Raw genomic sequence first — 20,134 nt, 5'->3', positions numbered from 1 at the left:
GCCTCGGCGCCCGGGCGGATGCGGGAGCCGCGCCCGCCGCCGGGTCCGGGCCTTTCGCCATCTGGAAAAGGCGATCTGCGCAGTGTATGCGGGCGATGCAACCGAAGAGCGACCGGACCTCAGCCATGACCCAGACATTCAAGACCGCAATCCTTGGCGCCTCCGGCTATACCGGAGCGGAGCTCGTTCGTCTGATCCACACCCATCCGGCGCTGGAGATCGTCGCGCTGACCGCCGATCGGAAGGCGGGGCAGGCGATGGGCGCGGTCTTTCCCCATCTCGCGCATCTTTCGCTGCCGATGCTGACGACGATCGAGGAGGTCGACTGGAGCGGGGTGGATCTCGCATTCTGCGCGCTGCCGCACGCGACGGCGCAGCAGGTGGTCGCGGGGGTGCCGGAATCGGTGCGCGTCGTCGATCTTTCGGCGGATTTCCGGCTGCGCGACCCCGAGCTTTACGCCAAATGGTATGGCCATGCGCATCTGGCGCCCGAGTTGCAGAAACAGGCGGTTTACGGGCTGCCCGAGTTCTATCGGGAGGAGATGAAAACCGCGCGGCTGATCGCCGGGACCGGCTGTTTCGTCGTCACCGCGCTGATGCCGCTGGTGCCGCTGCTCGAGGCGGGCGTGATCGCGCCCGATCCGATCATCATCGACGCGAAGACGGGGATCACGGGCGCCGGGCGCGCGCCTTCCGAGCGCAAGCTCTTCTCCGAGGTGACGGAGGGGGTGGACGCCTACAACATCGCCAAGCATCGGCACACGGCGGAATACGATCAGGAGCTCTCCAAGGCCGCCGGCCGCGAGGTCGTGGTCAGCTTCACGCCGCATCTTCTGCCGATGAATCGCGGCATTCTGGCCACGATCTATGTCCGGGGGGAGGCCGAGGAGGTGCGCGAGACGCTCGCCCGGCGCTATGCGGATGAACCGTTCGTCGATGTTCTGCCCCTTGGCGCGGCGCCGGAGACGCGCCATGTCCGGGGCTCGAATCTCTGCCGGATCGGCGTCGTGGCCGACCGTCAGCCGGGGCGGACGATCATCGTCTCGGTGCTCGACAATCTCGTCAAGGGAGCGTCGGGTCAGGCCATCCAGTGCGCGAATATCGCGCTCGGCCTGCCGGAGACGATGGGGCTTGAGGCGGCGCCTTTGTTTCCGTGAGCCGCGCCAGGGATCTCGCGCTGCTGCTCTATCGCGCCTATCAACGGTTTGAAGAGCATGACGGTTTCGCATTTGCGGGGTTCATCGCGTTTTCGGTTTTCCTTTCCCTGTTTCCGTTCGCGATCTTCTTCTCGGCGCTCGCCGGGATCCTGATCGGCCCGGAGGACAGCCGCGCGGTTTTCAACGCTCTGGTCCATCTCGCGCCCGACCATATCGTCAAGACCTTGCTGCCGGTGCTCGACGAAGTGCTGGGGCAGCGGCGCGGCGGGCTTCTGACCCTCTCGGGGCTGGGGGCGATCTGGGTCGCGTCGAACGGGGTGGAGGCGCTCAGGGTCGGCCTCGACAAGGCCTATCAGGTCTCGGGCTCGCGGGGGTTCATCCGGCGGCGGCTGACGGCGCTTGGCTTCGTTCTGCTCGCCGCAGTCACGTTCACTCTTCTCGGCTTCCTGATCATTCTGGCGCCGCTCGCGCTCAAGCTGGCCCATGAATGGACCGGATTCCAGCCGCCGGTCGGGATCGGGGTGGTCCGCTATCTGATGGGCGTGCTCAGTTTCGCGCTCTTCCTCTTCACGCTGAACCGGTGGTTGCCGTCCAGCCGCCCGCGCTGGCGCGCCGTCGTCCCGGGGATCGTCGTCTCGACCCTGCTCTGGATCTCCGGCGCTTCGGCGTTCTCGATCTATCTCGCCTTCGCGCCGAGCTACACCGTGACATATGGCGCCTTTGCAGGCGTGATCGTGACTCTTCTATTCTTTTATTTGACGGGCGCCGTAGTCATATATGGCGCGGAAGTGAACGCCGCCCGGCTGGCCGCGCGACATGAGCGCGCCGAAGAAGAGGAGGACGCCTGATGGCGATGACTCGAAAGAAGCGGCGGATGGCGCTGATCGGCGTCGGCGCCGGGGTGATGACCGCGGCCGCCGTGCTGGTTTCGGTCGCCTTTCAGGATACGATCGCATTCTTCGTGACCCCGACCGAGGCGGCCGCGTCTCAGCGCGGGCCGAATGAACGGTTGCGGATCGGAGGGATCGTGGTCGATGGAACCCTTGAGAAGGGCGTCGTCAACTCGTTCCGCCTCACCGATTACGAGACCGACATCGAAGTCCGCTTCGAAGGCGTTCTGCCCGACCTGATCAAGTCGGGGCAGGGCGCGGTCGCGGACGGCAGGATCGTCGACGGCGTGTTCATCGCCTCGGAAGTTCTGGCGAAGCATGACGAGAAATACATGCCGGCGGAGATCGAGGATCGGATCATCAAGGCCAAGGAAAAGGTCGGATCGTGAAGCCGGTCTATTGGATCGACGCATTCACCGAGACGCGATACGGCGGCAATCCGTGCGCGGTGGTCTTCGACGCGGATGACATCGGCGAGGAGGCGCGGATCGCCTTCACCCGCGAGACCGGGCTGGTGGAGTGCGCGTTCGTCGTCTCCTCCACGGCGGCGGATTTCGGCGCGCGCTATTACCTGCCGACCGGCGAGATCCCGATGGCGGGGCATCCGACGGTCGCGACCGTGACCGCGCTGATCGCCGAGGGGCTGGTGAGCGCGCCGTCCCGGTTCACGCTCGAGGTCGGCGCGGGGGTGATGCCGATCGAGGTGATCGCGCGCGAAGGGCGCCCGCCGCTCGTCGCGATGACGCAGCCCCGGCCTGTCTTCGGCCGGACATACGACCCCGCCGCGATCGCGGAGATCTACGGGCTCCGCGCCGTCGACGTGACCGGGGTCCCGCAAACGGTCTCCACCGGCACGCCGTTCTGCATCGTGCGGCTTGGCTCGGTCGTCGCGCTCCGCGCGGCCCGGCTCGACAGCGCGGCGCTGGCGCGGTTCAAGGCGGCCGAAGACGCGGATTTCATGGCGCCGTTCCTGCATGTGACGCGCGGCGCGACGGAGGAGGGCGAGACCTTCGCGCGCCTTCTCCTGCCGCCGCCGCTCCCGGCCGAGGATCCGTTCACGGGCGCCGCCACCGGCTGCATGGCGGCGTGGCTTTTCGCGCAAGGCTGGATCGCCCGGCGTTTCGTCGCCGAGCAGGGGCACGACCTCGGTCGCCCGGGGTGGGCGGAGGTCGAATTGATCGGCCCGTCCGACGCGATCGAGGGCGTTCGCGTCGCCGGCGCCGGCGTAAGGGTCATTCGTGGAGACGCGGATTTCTGACCGCCGGGCGCCCTCACGTGATCGTTGGCCCCCGCGCGCATCCGCGCATTGCTCCGACGGATGCGGCGCGTATGCTCCGGAGCCGGGAATGGAGGCCCTCACATGATCGCAGAACTCGGCCACTTCGCAGTCATCATCGCCTTTGTCCTCGCCATCGCGCAGTCGAGCGCGCCGCTGATCGGCGCGCAGAAGGGCTGGATCGACTGGATGCGCATCGGCTCGCCTCTGGCGCTTCTGCAATTCGCGGCGCTGGCGTTCGCCTTCGGGGCGCTGACCTATTCCTTCATCGTTTCCGATTTTTCGGTGCGGGTCGTCGCCTCCAACTCGAATTCGATGATCCCGCTCCTGTACAAGATCACCGGCGTCTGGGGCAATCATGAGGGCTCGATGCTGCTCTGGGTGCTGACCCTCGCGCTCTTCGGGGCGATGGTCGCGGGGTTCGGCGGCAATCTGCCGTCGGGGCTGAAGGCGCGGACGCTGGCGATCCAGGGGATGATCGGCGCCGCGTTTCTGGGATTCATCCTCTTCACCTCCAATCCGTTCTGGCGGATGTTCCCGGCGCCGGCGGACGGGGCGGACCTCAATCCGCTGCTGCAGGATCCGGGCCTCGCCTTTCATCCGCCGTTTCTCTATTTCGGCTATGTCGGCCTTTCGATGAGCTATTCCTTCGCCATCGCGGCGCTGATCGAGGGGCGGGTGGACGCCGCCTGGGCGCGCTGGGTGCGCCCGTGGACGCTTCTCGCCTGGATCTCGCTCACGCTCGGGATCGCGCTCGGGTCCTGGTGGGCGTATTACGAGCTTGGCTGGGGCGGCTGGTGGTTCTGGGATCCGGTGGAGAACGCCAGCTTCATGCCGTGGTTGATCGCGACGGCGCTTCTCCATTCGGCGATCGTCGTCGAAAAACGCGCGACGCTGAAAAGCTGGACCATCCTCCTTTCGATCTTCGCGTTTTCGCTGTCGCTGATCGGCACGTTCATCGTCCGCTCCGGCGTCATCACCAGCGTCCACGCCTTCGCGTCGGACCCGACGCGCGGGGTCTTCATCCTCGGCATGCTGATCGTCGCCATCGGCGGCGGGCTGGCGCTTTACGCATGGCGGGCGCCGAAGATGCGGGCGGATGGCGTTTTCGCGCCCGTCAGCCGCGAGAGTGGGCTGATCCTGAACAATCTTCTTCTGACCGTCGCCTGCGCCGTGGTTTTTGTCGGCACGCTGGCGCCGCTGTTCCGGGAGATGATCGACGGCGCGAAGATTTCCGTCGGCGCGCCGTTTTTCAACATGTCCTTCACGCCGTTCATGATCCTGCTCGGAATCGCCCTGCCTTTCGGCGCGATCATGCCGTGGAAGCGGGGGAGGCTCGGCAGGGCGTGGCGGAAGCTCATGCTGGGCGGCGCGATCGCGTTCCTGCTCTGCGCGTTGATCTGGACGCTTCAGACCGGCCGCTCGCCGATCGCGCCGATCGGGCTCGCGCTTGCGGCGTGGATCGTTCTTGGCGTCGTGATTGAGCTCGCGGAGCGGGTGAAGGCGGGGCGCGCGCCCCTGGAGGAAAGCCTCCGCAAATTGGTGAACGTGCCGCGCGCCGACTGGGGCAAGTTTCTGGCGCATACCGGGTTCGGGTTCACGATCTTCGGAATCGCGGCGGTGACCGCGTGGCAAGTGGAGGATATCCGACTCGCCGCGCCGGGCGATGTGATCGAACTTGGCGGCTACGAGATCGCGTTTGACGGGGTGAGCGCCAGCCAGGGGCCGAATTATCAGGCCGATATCGGCCGGTTCATCGTCTCGCGGGACGGCCGGGAGGTCACCCGCGTCTTCCCGGAGAAGCGATTCTATCCGGTGCAACGGACGCCGACCACGGAGGCCGGGATCAACAGCGGCTTCTGGCGGGATATCTATGTCGTTCTTGGAGATCCCTCCGACGGCGGCGCGAAATGGGCGGTGCGCTCCTATGTCAAACCTTACATCAACTGGATCTGGCTCGGGGCGCTGGTGATGGCGTTTGGCGGCCTGGTGAGCCTGACGGATCGGCGCTACCGCGTCGGCGCGGTGGCCGCCAAGCGGCGGGCCGCGCGGCTCGCGGCGCAATCCCTGAGCCCGGCGGAGTAAGGCGATGCGCTGGTTTCTTCTCGCTTGCGCGCTGCTCATGGCGGCGCCGGCCCTGGCGGTTCAGCCGGATGAGATTCTGCCGGATCCGGCGCTTGAGGCGCGCGCGCGTGACATATCGAAGGAGCTTCGCTGCCTCGTCTGCCGAAACGAGAATATCGATGACAGCCACGCCGGGCTCGCGCGGGATCTGCGGCTTCTGGTGAGGGAGCGTCTCACGGCGGGCGACACCGACGAGGAAGTGATCGCCTATATCGTCGATCGCTATGGGGAGTTCGTGCTTTTGAATCCGCGGATGTCGGGCGGCAATCTCGTGATCTGGCTCGCCGGACCGGGGCTCCTGCTCATTGGCGGCCTCGGGGCCTTCTTCTTCATTCGCCGGCAGCGCGGCGGCGCCGACGTCGCGGCGGCGGCGGGCTTGAGCCCTGAGGAGCGCGCGCGCGTCGCCGAGTTGACGAAGGACTAGATGTCATGAGAGCTTTTATTTATATATTTATCAATATTTTGTAGTTGAGTTTTAAATTTACGTCCCAATCTGGCGCATGCGGTCCGTTCCGTTTTGAACATGGCGCTGGAAACCACCGCGACCTGTGTGATGGCGCGGAAAAGATCCCGGAAAGGCGTCAATGACTTGCCCCGCGGCGCCGGGCGCGAGGGCGGTTGGCGCCGAACTTGCGACTCTCAGTTTGTGCGAGCGCGAAGTGTGTGAGCTTCAATGGAGCGTAGGAGTATGTCGTTCGCGTTCGCGTGTCGGCTGTGAAGTCCGGGCGGTGTTGAGCTGGTGTGATTCGAGTTGAGGGTGTGCCGCCGCCCGGACGAGCCGAACCTGGCCGAACCTGATTGAAAGACGGGCTCGCGGCCCCGATTGCGTCGCCTCGCGCCTTGGCGCCTTCGGCGCGGTCTGTATGATCGTTCCCGATGATCGAAGGAGCGAGTGCGGCCGATGGCGTATGAAGAGATTCTCTATGAGGCGGCCGACGGCGTCGCGCGGATCACGCTCAACCGACCAGAGGCGCTGAACGGGTTCACCCAGACCATGCGGGCCGAACTGAAGCAGGCGCTGACGCGGGCGGCCGATGAGGCGCGGGTGATGGTTCTCACCGGCGCGGGCAGGGGGTTCTGCTCCGGCCAGACTCTCGGGGGCGACGAAGACGCCGCCAATGTCGATCTCGAGCGCATGCTTCGCGACGAGTATGACCCGCTCCTGAACCTGTTCGAGACCAGCCCGATCCCGATCCTCTGCGCCGTCAACGGCCCGGCGGCGGGGGCGGGTGCGAGCCTCGCGCTGGCTTGCGACGTGGTCGTCGCCGCTCACTCGGCCTATTTCCTTCAGGCGTTCGCGCGGATCGGGCTTCTGCCTGACGCTGGCGGCACATGGCGCTTGCCCCGGAATGTGGGGCTCGCGCGGGCGATGGGCCTGAGCCTGCTGGCGGAGCCGCTGCCCGCGCAAAAGGCGGCGGAATGGGGCCTGATCTGGGAGGCGGTCGAAGACGACCAACTCGCCGCGCGGGTCGACGAGATGGCGGCGCGACTCGCGAAAGGGCCGACCCGGGCCTATGGCGCGATCCGCCGCGCCATTCGCCGGAGCTTCGACAACAGCTATGCGGAGCAGCTGGCGCTTGAAGCGCGCGAGCAAGGCGGTCTGGGCGCCAGCAGGGACTTCAAGGAGGGCGTGCAGGCGTTCCTGGAGAAACGAAAACCGAGCTACGAAGGCCGGTGACAACGTTCGCCGATCTCGTCTCCGCCGCGCCCCGGGCCTTCGACGCCCGGCGCGGCGCGGAAGCGGCCGACAGGGTGGGCGCGTCCGGGCGGCTTCGGGAGCTCTTGATCGGCGCGGGCGGCTCAAGCCCCTTTCTCGCCGGATTGATCGCGCGCGAGGCGGAATGGCTGCCGGGCGCGCTCGCGCTTGAGCCGAAGCGGGCGTTTGACGAGATCCTCGCGGGGCCGACGGCGGCTGACGGGCTCCGTGAGGCCAGCTCCGCGCTTCGATTGATGAAGCGGCGCGCGGCGCTCCTGATCGCGCTCGCCGATCTCGGCGGGGTCTGGGATCTGGCGGAGGTGACGCGGGCGCTTTCGGATCTCGCCGATCATGCGGTCGACCTGGCGTTCTCCAGCGCGCTCGCGGCGGAGACGAGCGGGCCGCTGAAGGGGATGACGCCGCAGGAGGCGGGGCTCGTCGTCCTGGCGATGGGCAAGGGCGGCGCGCGGGAGCTCAACTACTCCTCCGATATCGACCTGATCCTCCTTCATGACGGCGAACGCCACGGCGCGTATGGCGCGCAGGAGGTGAAGCCGCGTTGGGCCGGCGTCGCGCGGCGCGCGGTCAAGCTCCTCTCCGAGGCGACGGGGGATGGCTATGTCTTCCGCGTCGATCTCCGGCTTCGGCCCAACCCGTCCACAACGCCGATCTGTCTCTCCATGAATGCGGCGGAAGGTTATTACGAGAGCGTCGGGCGGACATGGGAGCGGGCGGCCTTCATCAAGGCGCGCCCGGCGGCGGGCGATCTGGCGGCGGGCGCGGATTTTCTTGAACGCCTGGCCCCGTTCATATGGCGCCGGCATCTGGATTTCGCCGCGCTCGAGGACATCAACGAGATCCGCGCCAAGATCCGGGACGCGAAGGGGCTCAGGGGGCTGCGCGATCTGCCCGGGTACAATCTGAAGCTTGGCCCGGGCGGCATCCGGGAAATCGAGTTTTTCGTCCAGACCCAGCAATTGGCGCTTGGCGGCCGCGACCCCTCCCTCCGGGCGCGGGCGACGATGGACGCGCTCGGCGCCCTGGCGGCGGCGGGCTGGATCAAGGCCTCGGCGCGCGACGCGCTGGCGGACGCCTACCGCGCGCACCGGACGCTCGAGCATCGCTTGCAGATGATCGAAGATGCGCAGACCCATGATATTCCGGTGTCCGCCGACGCGCGGGCGCAGGTCGCCGCGCTCGGCGGGTGGCCGGACCGGGAGGCGATGGAGGCCGAAGTGTCCGCGCGGCTTGGCGCGGTTCGGGAGTTGGTCCAGGGATTTTTCACTCGGGTCGCGCCAGGTTCGGGCGGGAATGAGCCGGTGGAGGATGTGATCGCGCGCCTTCCCTTCGCGCGCCCCGAAATGGTGGGCGACATGGTCGGGCGCTGGGCCGCGGGCGGCGTCGCCGCGACGCGGGGCAGCCGCGCGCGCCGGAAATTCCGCGCGCTGGCGCCCGCGATTCTGACCCGGCTGGCCAAGGCGGGCGACCCGGACGACGCCGTTTTGCAGTTTGACCGGTTCATGTCCGGTCTGCCCGCCGGCGCTCAGCTTTTTTCGCTGTTCGAGGCGAACCCGCAATTGCTCGATCTTCTGGCCGAGATCTGCGCCGCCGCGCCGCGCCTTTCCGCCTATCTGGGGCGCAACGCGCAGGTTCTCGACGCCGTTCTCGATTCTGATTTCTTCGCGCCGCTGGAGGGGAGAGGGGCGCTTGCGGCGGACCTCGCCGCGGCGATCAGCGATGCGGACGATTACGAGTCGACGCTTGACGGGGTGCGTGTCTGGGCGAAGGAGCAGCGCTTTCGCCTCGGGGTTCAGGTCCTCCGCGGAATCGCGGACGAGGTCGAGGCCGGCCGCGGGTTCTCGAATATCGCGGAGGTCTGTCTCGGGGCGCTCTTGCCGGTGGTCGAGGCCGAGTTCTCGCGTCGGCATGGCCCGCCGCCCGGCCGCGGCGCCGCCGTGATCGCCATGGGCAAGTTTGGCGGAAGGGAGATGACGGCGTCGTCCGATCTCGATCTGATCGTCGTCTATGATGCGGAGGGCGAAGAGCAATCGGCGGGGCCGAAACCGCTCACCGTCTCGCTTTATTACGCGCGGCTCACGCAGAAGATCGTCTCCGCGCTCACCGCGCCGACGGCGGAGGGCGCGCTTTATGAAGTGGACATGCGCCTTCGCCCGTCCGGCGGCCAGGGCCCGGTGGCGGTCAGCCTGTCCGGCTTTCAGCGCTATCAGATGGAGGAGGCCTGGACCTGGGAGCATATGGCGCTGACCCGCGCGCGGCCGGTCGCCGGATTGACGGCGCTGCGGGAGGAGCTCGGCGCGGTGATCGAGACGGTCCTGTCCGCGCCCCGCGACAAGGAGAAAACGCGCGAAGACGTCGCGGCGATGCGCGCGCGGCTGGCTGACGCCAATCGTTCGGTGAGCGGCGAGCTCTGGGCGCTGAAACATGGCCGCGGCGGCCTGATGGATATCGAGTTCGCCGCGCAGAACGCGCTGCTTGGCGCGGGACTGACCGGCGCCGGGGCCGCCCTCGCGGCGCTCGAAGCGCTGCAGGCGGCTGGCGCGCTGGCGCCCGATGACGCCGAGGCGCTGATCGCGGCGTATCGGCTGCAAAGCCGTCTCCAACAGGTCGAGCGGGTCGCGCTTACCGGATCCTTCCGCGCAGAGACGGCCGGAGATGGCCTGAAGGCGGCGATGGTTCGCGCCGTGGATGCGATGGATTTCAAGGATTTGGAATCGCGTCTGAACGTGGCGCGCGAGGACGCCGCCGCGATCGTCGACCGATTGCTGGGTGGGTGACGGGTGGCGTTTCCCATCGTCTTTCATCCCGATTATGAGATTTCGCTGAAACCGGGCCATCGCTTTCCGATGTCGAAATACGGGTTCCTGCGGCGGGCGCTGGCGGCGCGCGGGCTGATGCCTCCGGGAGGCTTTTTCGCGCCGGTCGAGGCCGGGCCTGCGGTGATCGGGCTCGCGCATGACGCCGGCTATGTCGAGCGGGTGATCACCGGGGCGCTCGGGCCGGATGAGGCGCGGCGGATCGGATTGCCGCCGAGCGCGGCGCTGGCGCGCCGGGTGCGGCTCTCTTCGGCGGGCACGCTCCTTTCGGCGCGCCTGGCGCTGGAGCATGGGCTTTCGTGCAACGCGGCCGGCGGTTCGCATCACGCGGCGCGGGGCGAAGGCGCCGGTTATTGCGTGTTCAACGATGTGGCCGTCGCCATCGCCGCGCTTCTTGCGGAGGGGATGATCCGGCGGGCGGCGGTGCTCGACCTCGATGTTCATCAGGGGGATGGCACGGCGAAGATTTTTTCCTTTGAATCGAGAGTGTTCACGGTGTCTCTTCATTCGGAAAAGAATTTTCCGGCCCGAAAGGCCCACTCCGATCTGGATGTCCCGCTGCCGGACGGGACGGGCGATGACGCGTATCTCGCGGCGCTCGGCGATGCGCTCGAACGTCTGGAGGATATCGAGACGGATATTCTGTTCATCAACGCCGGCGTGGACGTGGTGGCGGCGGACCGGCTCGGCCGGCTCGCGCTCAGCGCCGAAGGGCTCCGGCGGCGGGATGCGCGGGCGCTGGGGTGGGCGAAGGCGCGCGGCGTTCCCGTCGTGGGCGTCCTCGGCGGGGGGTATGGCCCGGATCCCGCGGAGATCGCGGCGCGGCACGCCGTGCTCTTTGAAGAGGCGGCGAAACTGACTAGATTGGGATCATGAGCGGATTATTCGAGAGACTAGCGAGCCTTTTCACCGGCCCCGAGGCGGCTACGACCGCGCCGGAGCATGACCCCGCGGCGCTGGCGATGGCGGCGCTGATGGTCCGGTTGGCGCGCGCCGACGGCCAATTCGGCCCGGCGGAGCGCGCCAGCATTCTCGCCGCGCTCGACGCGCGCTTCGGGGAAGGCGCGGCGCTTTTGTCCGCGGCGGAGGCGGCCGAAGCGAAGGCGATCGACCACCATCAGTTCACCACTCTGGTGAAGACCGCCTATGCGCCGGAGGAGCGCGGCGCGCTCCTTGAGGAGCTCTGGCGCGTGGTTCTCGCCGATGGGGCGCGTGACGACGAAGAAAACGCGCTGATGCGCCAGTTCGGCGCGCTTCTTCATGTTTCGGATCAGGACGTGGCCCGGGCGCGCCAACGCGCGGCGCGCTGAGCGGTCAGCCGCCCAGCATTCTGCCGGTCATCTCGTCCATATCCTTGGAGACGTCGGGACGCTCCGCGATCCGTCGCAATTCGCCCCGGATCAGGTCCTGGCGCGCGGCGTCGTAGCGCGCCCAGGTCTCGAAAGCGCCTGCGACGCGCGCCGCGGTCTGCGGGTTGACCGCATCGAGACGGATCAGCCAGTCGGCGAGAAGCCGGTAGCCGGCGCCGTCTTTCTGATGGAACCGGACGGGATTGCCGGCGGCGAACGCGCCGATCAACGCGCGAAACTTGTTCGGGTTTCGCCATGGGAAATCCGGCGCCTTCGCCAGCGCGGCGACCCGGTCGACGGCGCCCTGCGCCGGGCTGGTCGCCTGAACCGCGTACCATTTGTCCATGACGATGCTGTCGCCGCGCCAACGGTCGCGGAACGCCGCGAGCGCCGCGTCGGCGCCTGGCGCATTCTCGTGGACGAGCGCGCGGAGCGCGGCGAGGCTGTCCGTCATGTTGTCGGCGGCGGCGAAGGCGGCCTCCGCGGCGGCGGCGTCGACCAGCGCGAGAAGCGAGAGCGCGGCGTTGGCGAGGCTCCGCCGTCCGGCGCCGTCCGCATCGGGGGTGTAGGGGCCGGATGGGGCCATTTCGTCGCGCACGCGGCGAAGATCGGGCGCGAGCGCCCCGGCCAGCGCCTCGCCCATGCGCCGAAGCGCGGCGTAAACCGCGTCCGGATCGACGATCTCGCCCTCCGCGGCGAGGTCGGCCGCCACCTCGTCCTGGCTGGGGAGGCCGAGCGCAAGCGCCCGGAGCGCCGGGTCCAGCGCTTCGTCCAGCAAAAGCGCGCGCATCGACGAGATCCAGGCGTCGTCGACGGCGCCGTCTTCCGCGATCAGCCGCCGCGCGAGGATAAGGCCGTAGGCGCGCGCCGCCTCCCTGCGGTTGAAAGGATCGGTCTCATGGCGCAACAGAAACGCGAGAGTCTCCGTGGTCGTCTCCCGCTCGACGATCACCGGCGCGGAAAAGTTCCGAAAGAGCGAGGCGACCGGCCGCTCGGGCAGGGGGAAGCGGAAACTCTTCTCCGCCATGTCCAGGATCAGGACGCCGGGCGCGCCGATCTCGTCCCCATTTGCGCCGAGAAAGCCATAGGCGCACGGAATGACCAGCGGCCGCTTCTCCTCCTGGCCGGGCGTCGGGTTTGTTTTCTGTGTGAGCGTCAGGGTGTAAACCCCGCCGCTGTAATCTTCCTTGACCGTGATATGCGGCGTGCCAGCTTGCGCGTACCAAAGCGCGAACTGCGAGAGGTCCCGCCCGGTGGACTCCTCGAAAACCTTCAGCCAATCCTCGATCGTGCAGGCTTGGCCGTCGTGGCGCTCGAAATAGAGATCGAGCGCGGCGCGGTACGCCTCGGCGCCGACCAGGAGGTGGAGCATCCGGATCAGCTCGGCGCCTTTCTCGTAGACCGTCGCGGTGTAGAAATTGTTGATCTCGACATAGGCCTCCGGCCGGACGGGGTGGGCGAGCGGGCCGGAATCCTCCCGAAATTGCCGTGCGCGGAGCGTTGCGACATCGGCGATGCGGCGCACGGGCGCGGAGCGCTGGCTGGCTGAAAACTGCTGATCGCGGAAAACGGTCAGCCCTTCCTTCAGGCAAAGCTGAAACCAGTCGCGGCAAGTGATCCGGTTGCCGGTCCAATTGTGGAAATATTCGTGGGCGATGATCGCTTCGATTCGCTCATAATCGGCGTCGGTCGCGGTTTCGGGGCTGGCGAGAACGTATTTGGAGTTGAAGACGTTCAGCCCCTTGTTCTCCATCGCGCCCATGTTGAAATCTTCGACCGCGACAATCTGGAACACGTCGAGATCATATTCCCGGCCGTAGTTCTCCTCGTCCCATTTCATGGAGCGTTTCAGCGCGTCCATCGCGTAGGCGCAGCGATTCTCGTCTCCCGGCCGCACCCAGATATGCAGCCTGACCTCGCGCCCGGACATGGTGACGAATGTGTCGTCATGCGAGACCAGATCGCCGGCGACCAGCGCGAAGAGGTAGGAGGGTTTCGGCCATGGGTCGCGCCACTCGGCGAAGCGCCGCCCGTCGGGGAGCGCGCCGGATGCGACCGGGTCGCCATTCGAGAGAAGGACCGGCGCGTCGCCCTCGATCCGGACCGAAAACCGCGCCATCACGTCGGGCCGGTCCGGGTAGTAGGTGATCTTGCGAAAGCCCTCCGCCTCGCATTGCGTGCAATACATGCCGTTGGACATGTAAAGCCCTTCGAGGGCGGTGTTGGCGGTGGGGTCGATCTCGGTCACGCAGACCCACTCGAATTCGTCCTCCGGGAGGACCGAAGCCGAGACGGTCAGCGATTCGTCGCCCTCCGTCATGGCGTCATCGGGGACCGGGGCGCCGTCGATGGTCGCGGACACGCGCCGCATCGAATGCCCGTCGAGGCGGAGATCCGCCGGCCCGGCCCCGTTTCGGACGACTTTCAGCGTCGCAGTCACACGCGTCGCGGTCGGATGGAGATCGAAGGTGAGCCGTGTCTCCCGAACCAGCCAGTCAGGGGCGCGATAGTCGGCGAGGCGGGTGGTCTTGTCGGCGCGCGGCGCGGCGTTTTCGGGGCGCATCTTGGCATCCTTTTCTGAATGCGCCGACACTACCGCTCCGGCGGGCGCGCGTTCAAGCGCCGCCAGTTGCATCTGCGTCGCATAATCATTAACATATTGATATCATTGACTAAAACATCAGACCGATCCATATGCCGGCTTGTTCCGCCGTGGAGAAGCCGCCATGTCCTCGCCCGCCATCGTCTTTCTTGCGCTCGGTCTATCCGTCGATGCGATGATCGCGGCGCTCGGGCGCGGCGCGGCTCTGGCGCGGCCTCGCTGGGCGATAGCGCTGCGGATCGGGCTCCTGTTCGGCGTGATCGAGGCGGGGCTGGCGGTGGCGGGATGGGCGCTTGGTCGGAATCTCGGCGCCGCGTTCGCCGCGTTCGATCACTGGATCGCCTTCGCGCTTCTCGGTCTTGTCGGCGGCAGGATGCTTCTTGGCGGCGGCGAAGAGCGGCGCGAAAGGGTGGGGCTCGCGGCCCTCGTCTTCGCCGCTTTCGGCTCGAGCGTGGACGCGATGGCGGTTGGCGCCTCGCTCGCGCTGCTGTCGGTCCCGATCGCTCCGGTGGCGCTGGCGATCGGCGCCGCCACGTTCGGCATGGCGGCGGGCGCGGTGATGGCGGCCGGCGTCATCGGGCGGCGGCTCGGGCCGAGCTTCGCGCCGCGCGCCGAGGGCGCCGGCGGCGTCGCGCTGATCGGGCTCGGAACCTGGATCCTGACGCGCGGTCTCATCGCGTGATCAATGATCGGCGTGTTTCCGATAGGAAACAGATGGATTGATTCCGCTCCATCATCCCTGTATCCGCTCCCTCAGCCGACTTGACAGAAATGGGATGAAGATGAGCGCGAGAATTGAAATTGAAGGCCTGCAAGTGGATCGTCGCCTCGCCACGTTTATTGACGAAGCCGCGCTGCCGGGGTCAGGAGTCGACGCGAAGACGTTCTGGAGCGGCTTTTCCGCGCTGATCCATGAGTTCGGCCCGCGCAACCGGGCGCTTCTTGCGCGCCGGGAGGAATTGCAGGGCAAGATCGATGAATGGCATCGCGCCAACCCGGACGCGGACACCGCAACCTATACCGAATTCCTGAAGGAGATCGGATACCTTCTCGAAGAAGGCGATGATTTCGCCATCGAGACCAGCAATGTGGACCCGGAGATCGCGACGATCCCGGGCGCGCAGCTCGTCGTGCCGGTGATGAACGCGCGCTATGCGCTGAACGCCGCAAACGCGCGCTGGGGCTCGCTTTATGACGCGCTCTACGGCACCGACGCGATGGGCGACGCCCCGACCGGCGGCGGGTATGATCCCGCGCGGGGCGCGCGCGTGGTCGCGTGGGCGAAGAACTTCCTCGACGAGGTCGCGCCGCTCGCGGGCGCGTCGCACGCGGACGCCACGGAATATCGGGTCGCGGACGGCCGCCTCAAGGTCGCGGCGGGGGCGCGCGAGGTGGAGTTGGCGGATCCCGCGCAGTTCGCCGGCTATGTCGGGGAAGGGACGCCGAGCGCCGTTCTTCTGCGGAACAACGGCCTGCATATCGAGATCTCCATCAAGCGCGACCACGCTATCGGCAAGGACGACCCCGCCGGCGTCGCCGATGTGCTGCTGGAGGCCGCGATCTCCACGATCATGGATTGCGAGGATTCCATCGCGGCGGTGGACGCCGAGGACAAGGCGCTCGCCTACGGCAACTGGCTCGGCCTCAACCGGGGCGACCTTGTGGAGGACGTGACCAAGGGCGGCCAGACCTTCACCCGCCGGATGGCGCCCGACAGGATCTACACCAGGCCGGACGGCGGCGAGCTGGCGCTCAAGGGCCGGTCCCTGATGTTGGTGCGGAATGTCGGGCATCTGATGACCAACCCCGCGATTCTCGATCGCGACGGCGCGGAAGCGTTCGAAGGCCTGATGGATTCGATGATCACCGTCCTCTGCGCGATGCATGACCTGCGCGGCGCGCGGGCGAACAGCGCCGCCGGCTCCGTCTATGTCGTGAAGCCGAAGATGCACGGGCCGGACGAGGTTGCGTTCACCGACGCGGTCTTCACCCATGTCGAGTCGACGCTCGGCCTGCCGCGCAACACGGTGAAGATCGGGATCATGGATGAGGAGCGGCGCACGACCGTGAACCTCAAGGAATGCATCCGCGCCGCGAAATCGCGGGTCTGTTTCATCAACACCGGCTTCCTCGACCGGACCGGAGACGAGATCCACACCTCGATGGAGGCCGGCGCGATGGTGCGCAAGGCCGACATGAAGGCGCAGCCCTGGATCTCGGCCTACGAGGATTGGAACGTCGATATCGGGCTCGCCTGCGGGCTCACGGGGAAGGCGCAGATCGGCAAGGGAATGTGGGCGGCCCCGGACCTGATGGCGGCGATGCTCAAGGAGAAGATCGGCCATCCGAAGGCGGGCGCCAACTGCGCCTGGGTGCCGTCGCCGACCGCCGCGGTGCTGCACGCCACGCATTATCACAAGGTCGACGTTCTGGCGCGCCAGCGGGAGATCGCGGCTGGCGGCCGGCGCGCGAAGCTGAAGGATCTGCTCACGATTCCGGTCGCCAAGGGGCGGAACTGGGCGCCGGATGAGATCGCGGCCGAGATCGAGAACAACGCGCAGGGCATTCTCGGCTATGTCGTGCGCTGGATCGATCAGGGCGTCGGCTGCTCCAAGGTGCCCGACATCAACGACATCGGGCTGATGGAGGACCGGGCGACCTGCCGGATCTCGTCGCAGCACATCGCCAACTGGCTGCGCCATGGCGTTGTCTCCAAGGATGACGTGATGGATGCGATGCGCAGGATGGCGGTCAAGGTCGACGGGCAGAACGCCGGCGACAGCGCCTATGAGCCGATGGCGCCCGGATATGACGGCATCGCCTTCAAGGCCGCTTGCGACCTCGTCTTCGAGGGAGCGGCGCAGCCTTCGGGGTACACCGAGCCGGTGCTGCATCGGCGCCGGCGGGAGAAGAAGGCCGAACTGGCGGGCTGAGCGGGCCCGACGGGGCCGCAAGACTGAAGACCGGCCCGGCCGAGCGCGTAAAGAGCGTCGGCCGGGCCGGAGCGGGCCCGGCGTCTTTCAGACGGGGCCAGTGTCGAGCGCGCTCACGGCGCTCTCCGGGGCTGACGGCTGTTGATCGGATGCCTGACCGACAAGGCCTCGGCGCGCCGGGGCCTTGGGCGGACGCCGCGCGCGTTATTCTTCGGGCGCGGCCGATGAGCCCGGGGCGTCGGCATCGAGCGCTTCGGCCAGCGCGCAGAACTCCTCGAGCGTCAACGTCTCCGCCCGCCGGACGCCGTCGATCCCGGCGGCGGCGAGAAGCCGGCCAGGCTCGCCGAGCGGCTTCAGGCTCTGGCGCAGCATCTTCCGGCGCTGTCCGAACGCGGCGGCGGTGACGCGCTCCAGCACCTGCGGGGCGACGCCGGAGAGCGGCGCGCCCGGGGTCACGGTCACCACCGCGGACGTGACCTTCGGCGCCGGTGTGAAGGCGCGGGGCGAGACCTCGAACACGATCCGCGCCGCCGCGCGCCATTGCGCCAGCACGGCGAGCCGGCCATAGGCCTTCTCCCCGGGCGCGGCGGCGATCCGCTCGGCGACCTCCTTTTGAAACATCAGCGTCAGCCGCGTCCACCATGGCGGCCAGACGTCGTCGCTCATCCAGTTGGTGAAAAGCGCGGTGCCGACATTATAGGGAAGATTGGCGATGACCTGCGCGGGGCTCGTGAGAAGCGGGCGCGGGTCGATCTTCATGGCGTCGCCCTCGATCACCGTGAGTCGCCCCGGCCAGCGGGCCGCGATCTCCTCGAGCGCGGCGAGACAGCGCCGGTCGCGCTCGATGGCGATCACGCGGCGCGCGCCGTTCATCAGGAGCGCGCGGGTCAGGCCGCCGGGGCCGGGGCCGATTTCGACCACGTCCGTCTCCGCGAGCGGCGCGCCGGCGCGGGCGATCCGCCCGGTCAGGTTGAGGTCCATCAGGAAGTTCTGCCCGAGCGATTTCTTCGCCGAGAGTCCATGCCGGGCGATCACCTCGCGGAGCGGCGGCAATCCGTCCGCGCTCAGGGCGTCGGTCATCGGCGCCGCGCGGCCATGGTCGCCGCCAGTTTCATCGCTTCGATCATGCTGGTCGGGTCCGCGCGGCCGGAGCCCGCGATGTCGTAGGCGGTGCCGTGATCGGGCGAGGTGCGGATGAACGGCAGGCCGAGCGTCACGTTCACGCCCCGCGCGAAATCCAGCATCTTCACCGGGATCAGCGCCTGGTCATGATACATGCAGAGCGCGGCGTCGTATCGGGCGCGCGCGGCTTCGTGAAACATGGTGTCGGCGGGAAGCGGGCCGAACGCGTCGATCCCTCCGGCGCGAAGCGCGGCGATGGCGGGCGCGATGATCTCGGCGTCCTCAGCGCCCATCGCGCCGCCTTCGCCGGCGTGTGGGTTCAGTCCGGCGACCGCGATTCGCGGCCGCTCGACGCCAAAGTCGCGCGTCAGCGCGGCGGCGAGAATGGCGCCGGTCTCTTCGATCAATGACCGGGTGAGGCGTTTCGGCGCCTCCGAAAGTGGAATGTGGATGGTGACCGGAACCACCCGAAGGCCCGGCGCCGTCAGCATCATCACCGGGAGCGGCGCGCCGGAGAGAGCCGCCAGAAACTCGGTGTGGCCCGGATAGGCGAAGGCGGCGTCGTCATGGAGCGCCTTCTTGTTGATCGGCGCCGTCACCACCGCGCCGGCTCTCCCCTCGAGAGCCAGCCGGGCGGCGCGCTCGATCGAGCGAACCACCGCGCCCGCGTTCTCGGGGGCGGGCGCGCCGGGGCGGGGCGGGGCGGAAAGCGGTTCAGGCAAGACGGGGAGGGCGCCGCGCGGGAGCGCGCCGACATCCTCCGGCGCGCCGATCTCGGCCACGTCGGCGCCGAGCGCGCGCAGGCGGGCGGGGTCGTCGATCGCGAAAAACGCCGCGCCGTCGAGCGCGCCGGCGCGCCACGCCTTCACGAGCACCTCCCCGCCGATCCCGGCGGGGTCGCCCATGGTGACGGCGAGCGGGCGCATTCAGCGCCGCTCGATCACGGCTTCACGCCTCAGTTCCTGAAGATAGCCGTCGGCGAGGCGATTCAGGCGCCGAGAGCGGATCTGGTCGCGAAGCTGGGCGCGGGTCTGCTCGTCGACGCCGCCGACACGTTCGCAAACGACATAGATGTCGACGCTGTTTTCCGCGCGCACGGGGCCCGACGTCTGCCCCGTCTGCAGCAGCTGCACCGCATCGCGCACCGGCGCGGGCAGGGCGTTCAGCGGCGTCCGGTCGATCGACTCGACAGTGGCCTCGCCCGCGAGGTCGGGGAGCGAGGCGCACCCATCGGTTTCAGCTTTCAACGCCGCGGCTTTCGTCTCGGCGGCGGCGGCGTCGCCTGCGATCGGCACGCTGATCCGACGCAATGAAACCTGGCTCTCCCGCGCCCAGGGGGGCGTTTCGTCACGGCTGTCCGCGACGCGGTAGATCGAGACGCCCCCGGGCGTCGCGAAAGGAGGGGTGACGCCGCCCGGCGGCGTCTGGGCGATGATCTGCGCGAGCTCCGGCGGCAGCATGGTCTCAGGCACCCAGCCGACGTCCCCGCCATTCTTGGCCGACGGCGTCCGGCTGAAGCGCCTGGCGAGCTTGGCGAAATCGGTTCCGCGGCGCAGTTCGGCCAGGATGCGTTCGATCGTCGCGCGCGCCTCCGCCTCCTGTCCGCGCCCCGCCGGCAGCGCGATCTCGGAAATCCGATAGGATCTTGTCTGACTGGAGGCGGCGAGCGCGATCTCCTGATCGAGTTCGACCTCGGAAGGCGTCGCGCGCGAGCCGAAGCGCCCGTTCACCAGCTCGCGCCAGACGATCTGCGACGAAAGCAGGGTGTCGAGCGCGGCGCGGTCGATGCCCGCCTGTTTGATCTTGGCGAGGAAGGTGGCCGGATCGACGCCGGCGCGCTGCGCGAACTCCGCCACGGCGGCGTTCATTTCTTCGGGATCGGCGGTCTGCTTGAACCTCGCGCCGGCCTGCGCCCGGAGCCGGTCGTCGATCAGCTGATCCAGCGCGGCGTTGTTCAATTCCGGGCCGGGAGGCGCGCCGTTCAGCTGCAGAAGTTTGGCGCGTTGCTCGACGTCATAATAGGTGATGACGTCGTCATTCACGACCACGGCGGGCGCGAACGCGGTCTGCGCCGCCGCGACGGCGGCGAAGAGCAGCGCCGCAAGGACTCCGGCGGCCGTTCGCCGTATGGTGGACAGCATGGTCATGAGG

The 20,134-nt window shown here is 68.0% G+C and carries 16 protein-coding genes; 12 read left to right on the top strand and 4 right to left on the bottom strand.

The window, feature by feature from the left end:
• The first annotated feature begins 125 nt into the window (after positions 1–125).
• The 10 genes from argC to WG921_RS08420 all read left to right on the top strand — a co-directional run bounded on the left by argC (position 126) and on the right by WG921_RS08420 (position 11,287).
• On the top strand, positions 126–1,157 hold the full coding sequence (argC, locus tag WG921_RS08465; protein WP_340108779.1) for an N-acetyl-gamma-glutamyl-phosphate reductase: 1,032 nt from the start codon (positions 126–128) through the stop codon (positions 1,155–1,157).
• On the top strand, positions 1,154–2,005 hold the full coding sequence (locus tag WG921_RS08460) for a YihY/virulence factor BrkB family protein (RefSeq protein ID WP_340108778.1): 852 nt from the start codon (positions 1,154–1,156) through the stop codon (positions 2,003–2,005). Before argC ends, WG921_RS08460 begins: the two co-directional genes overlap by 4 nt.
• Positions 2,005–2,436, top strand: coding sequence for a cytochrome c maturation protein CcmE (gene ccmE / locus WG921_RS08455; RefSeq protein WP_340108777.1), 432 nt, complete (start codon positions 2,005–2,007; stop codon positions 2,434–2,436). The genes WG921_RS08460 and ccmE overlap by 1 nt, the downstream gene beginning before the upstream one ends.
• Positions 2,433–3,305, top strand: coding sequence for a PhzF family phenazine biosynthesis protein (locus WG921_RS08450; RefSeq protein ID WP_340108776.1), 873 nt, complete (start codon positions 2,433–2,435; stop codon positions 3,303–3,305). The genes ccmE and WG921_RS08450 overlap by 4 nt, the downstream gene beginning before the upstream one ends.
• A gap of 102 nt (positions 3,306–3,407) precedes the next feature.
• Entirely contained in the window at positions 3,408–5,408 is a 2,001-nt protein-coding gene (locus tag WG921_RS08445; protein WP_340108775.1) for a heme lyase CcmF/NrfE family subunit, read from the top strand.
• Positions 5,409–5,412: 4 nt separating this feature from the next.
• On the top strand, positions 5,413–5,871 hold the full coding sequence (locus tag WG921_RS08440) for a cytochrome c-type biogenesis protein (protein WP_340108774.1): 459 nt from the start codon (positions 5,413–5,415) through the stop codon (positions 5,869–5,871).
• 477 nt (positions 5,872–6,348) lie between these two features.
• Complete coding sequence (locus WG921_RS08435; protein ID WP_340108773.1) at positions 6,349–7,125, top strand: enoyl-CoA hydratase-related protein; 777 nt, start codon at positions 6,349–6,351, stop codon at positions 7,123–7,125.
• Positions 7,122–9,938: a bifunctional [glutamine synthetase] adenylyltransferase/[glutamine synthetase]-adenylyl-L-tyrosine phosphorylase gene (locus WG921_RS08430; RefSeq protein WP_340108772.1), complete on the top strand. Its 2,817-nt coding sequence runs from the start codon at positions 7,122–7,124 to the stop codon at positions 9,936–9,938. The genes WG921_RS08435 and WG921_RS08430 overlap by 4 nt, the downstream gene beginning before the upstream one ends.
• A gap of 3 nt (positions 9,939–9,941) precedes the next feature.
• Positions 9,942–10,853, top strand: coding sequence for a histone deacetylase family protein (locus WG921_RS08425; protein WP_340108771.1), 912 nt, complete (start codon positions 9,942–9,944; stop codon positions 10,851–10,853).
• Complete coding sequence (locus tag WG921_RS08420; protein WP_340108770.1) at positions 10,850–11,287, top strand: tellurite resistance TerB family protein; 438 nt, start codon at positions 10,850–10,852, stop codon at positions 11,285–11,287. The genes WG921_RS08425 and WG921_RS08420 overlap by 4 nt, the downstream gene beginning before the upstream one ends.
• Before the next feature lie 4 nt (positions 11,288–11,291).
• Here the strand turns inward: WG921_RS08420 and pepN are convergent, their stop codons facing one another.
• Positions 11,292–13,889 (bottom strand): aminopeptidase N, encoded by a 2,598-nt coding sequence (gene pepN / locus WG921_RS08415; protein WP_340108769.1) that lies wholly within the window; start codon positions 13,887–13,889, stop codon positions 11,292–11,294.
• 163 nt (positions 13,890–14,052) lie between these two features.
• Here pepN and WG921_RS08410 point away from each other — a divergent pair, with 163 nt between their 5' ends.
• On the top strand, positions 14,053–14,610 hold the full coding sequence (locus WG921_RS08410; RefSeq protein ID WP_340108768.1) for a manganese efflux pump MntP: 558 nt from the start codon (positions 14,053–14,055) through the stop codon (positions 14,608–14,610).
• Between the two features lie 100 nt (positions 14,611–14,710).
• Complete coding sequence (locus tag WG921_RS08405) at positions 14,711–16,861, top strand: malate synthase G (protein WP_340108767.1); 2,151 nt, start codon at positions 14,711–14,713, stop codon at positions 16,859–16,861.
• Positions 16,862–17,065: 204 nt separating this feature from the next.
• On the opposite strand, the gene rsmA is transcribed toward WG921_RS08405, so the two are convergent.
• Genes rsmA through WG921_RS08390 form a run of 3 tightly spaced genes read right to left on the bottom strand, consistent with a single transcriptional unit; the run spans position 17,066 to position 20,130 of the window.
• Complete coding sequence (gene rsmA, locus WG921_RS08400) at positions 17,066–17,941, bottom strand: 16S rRNA (adenine(1518)-N(6)/adenine(1519)-N(6))-dimethyltransferase RsmA (protein ID WP_340108766.1); 876 nt, start codon at positions 17,939–17,941, stop codon at positions 17,066–17,068.
• A complete protein-coding gene (pdxA, locus tag WG921_RS08395) occupies positions 17,938–18,909 on the bottom strand; it encodes a 4-hydroxythreonine-4-phosphate dehydrogenase PdxA (RefSeq protein ID WP_340108765.1) in 972 nt (323 codons plus the stop codon). Before pdxA ends, rsmA begins: the two co-directional genes overlap by 4 nt.
• A complete protein-coding gene (locus WG921_RS08390; RefSeq protein ID WP_340108764.1) occupies positions 18,910–20,130 on the bottom strand; it encodes a peptidylprolyl isomerase in 1,221 nt (406 codons plus the stop codon).
• Positions 20,131–20,134: the final 4 nt, after the last annotated feature.

Source organism: Paludibacillus litoralis, assembly GCF_037646705.1.
GTDB lineage: Bacteria > Pseudomonadota > Alphaproteobacteria > Rhodobacterales > Rhodobacteraceae > Pikeienuella > Pikeienuella litoralis.
This window is presented reverse-complemented; position numbering and strand designations above follow the sequence as displayed.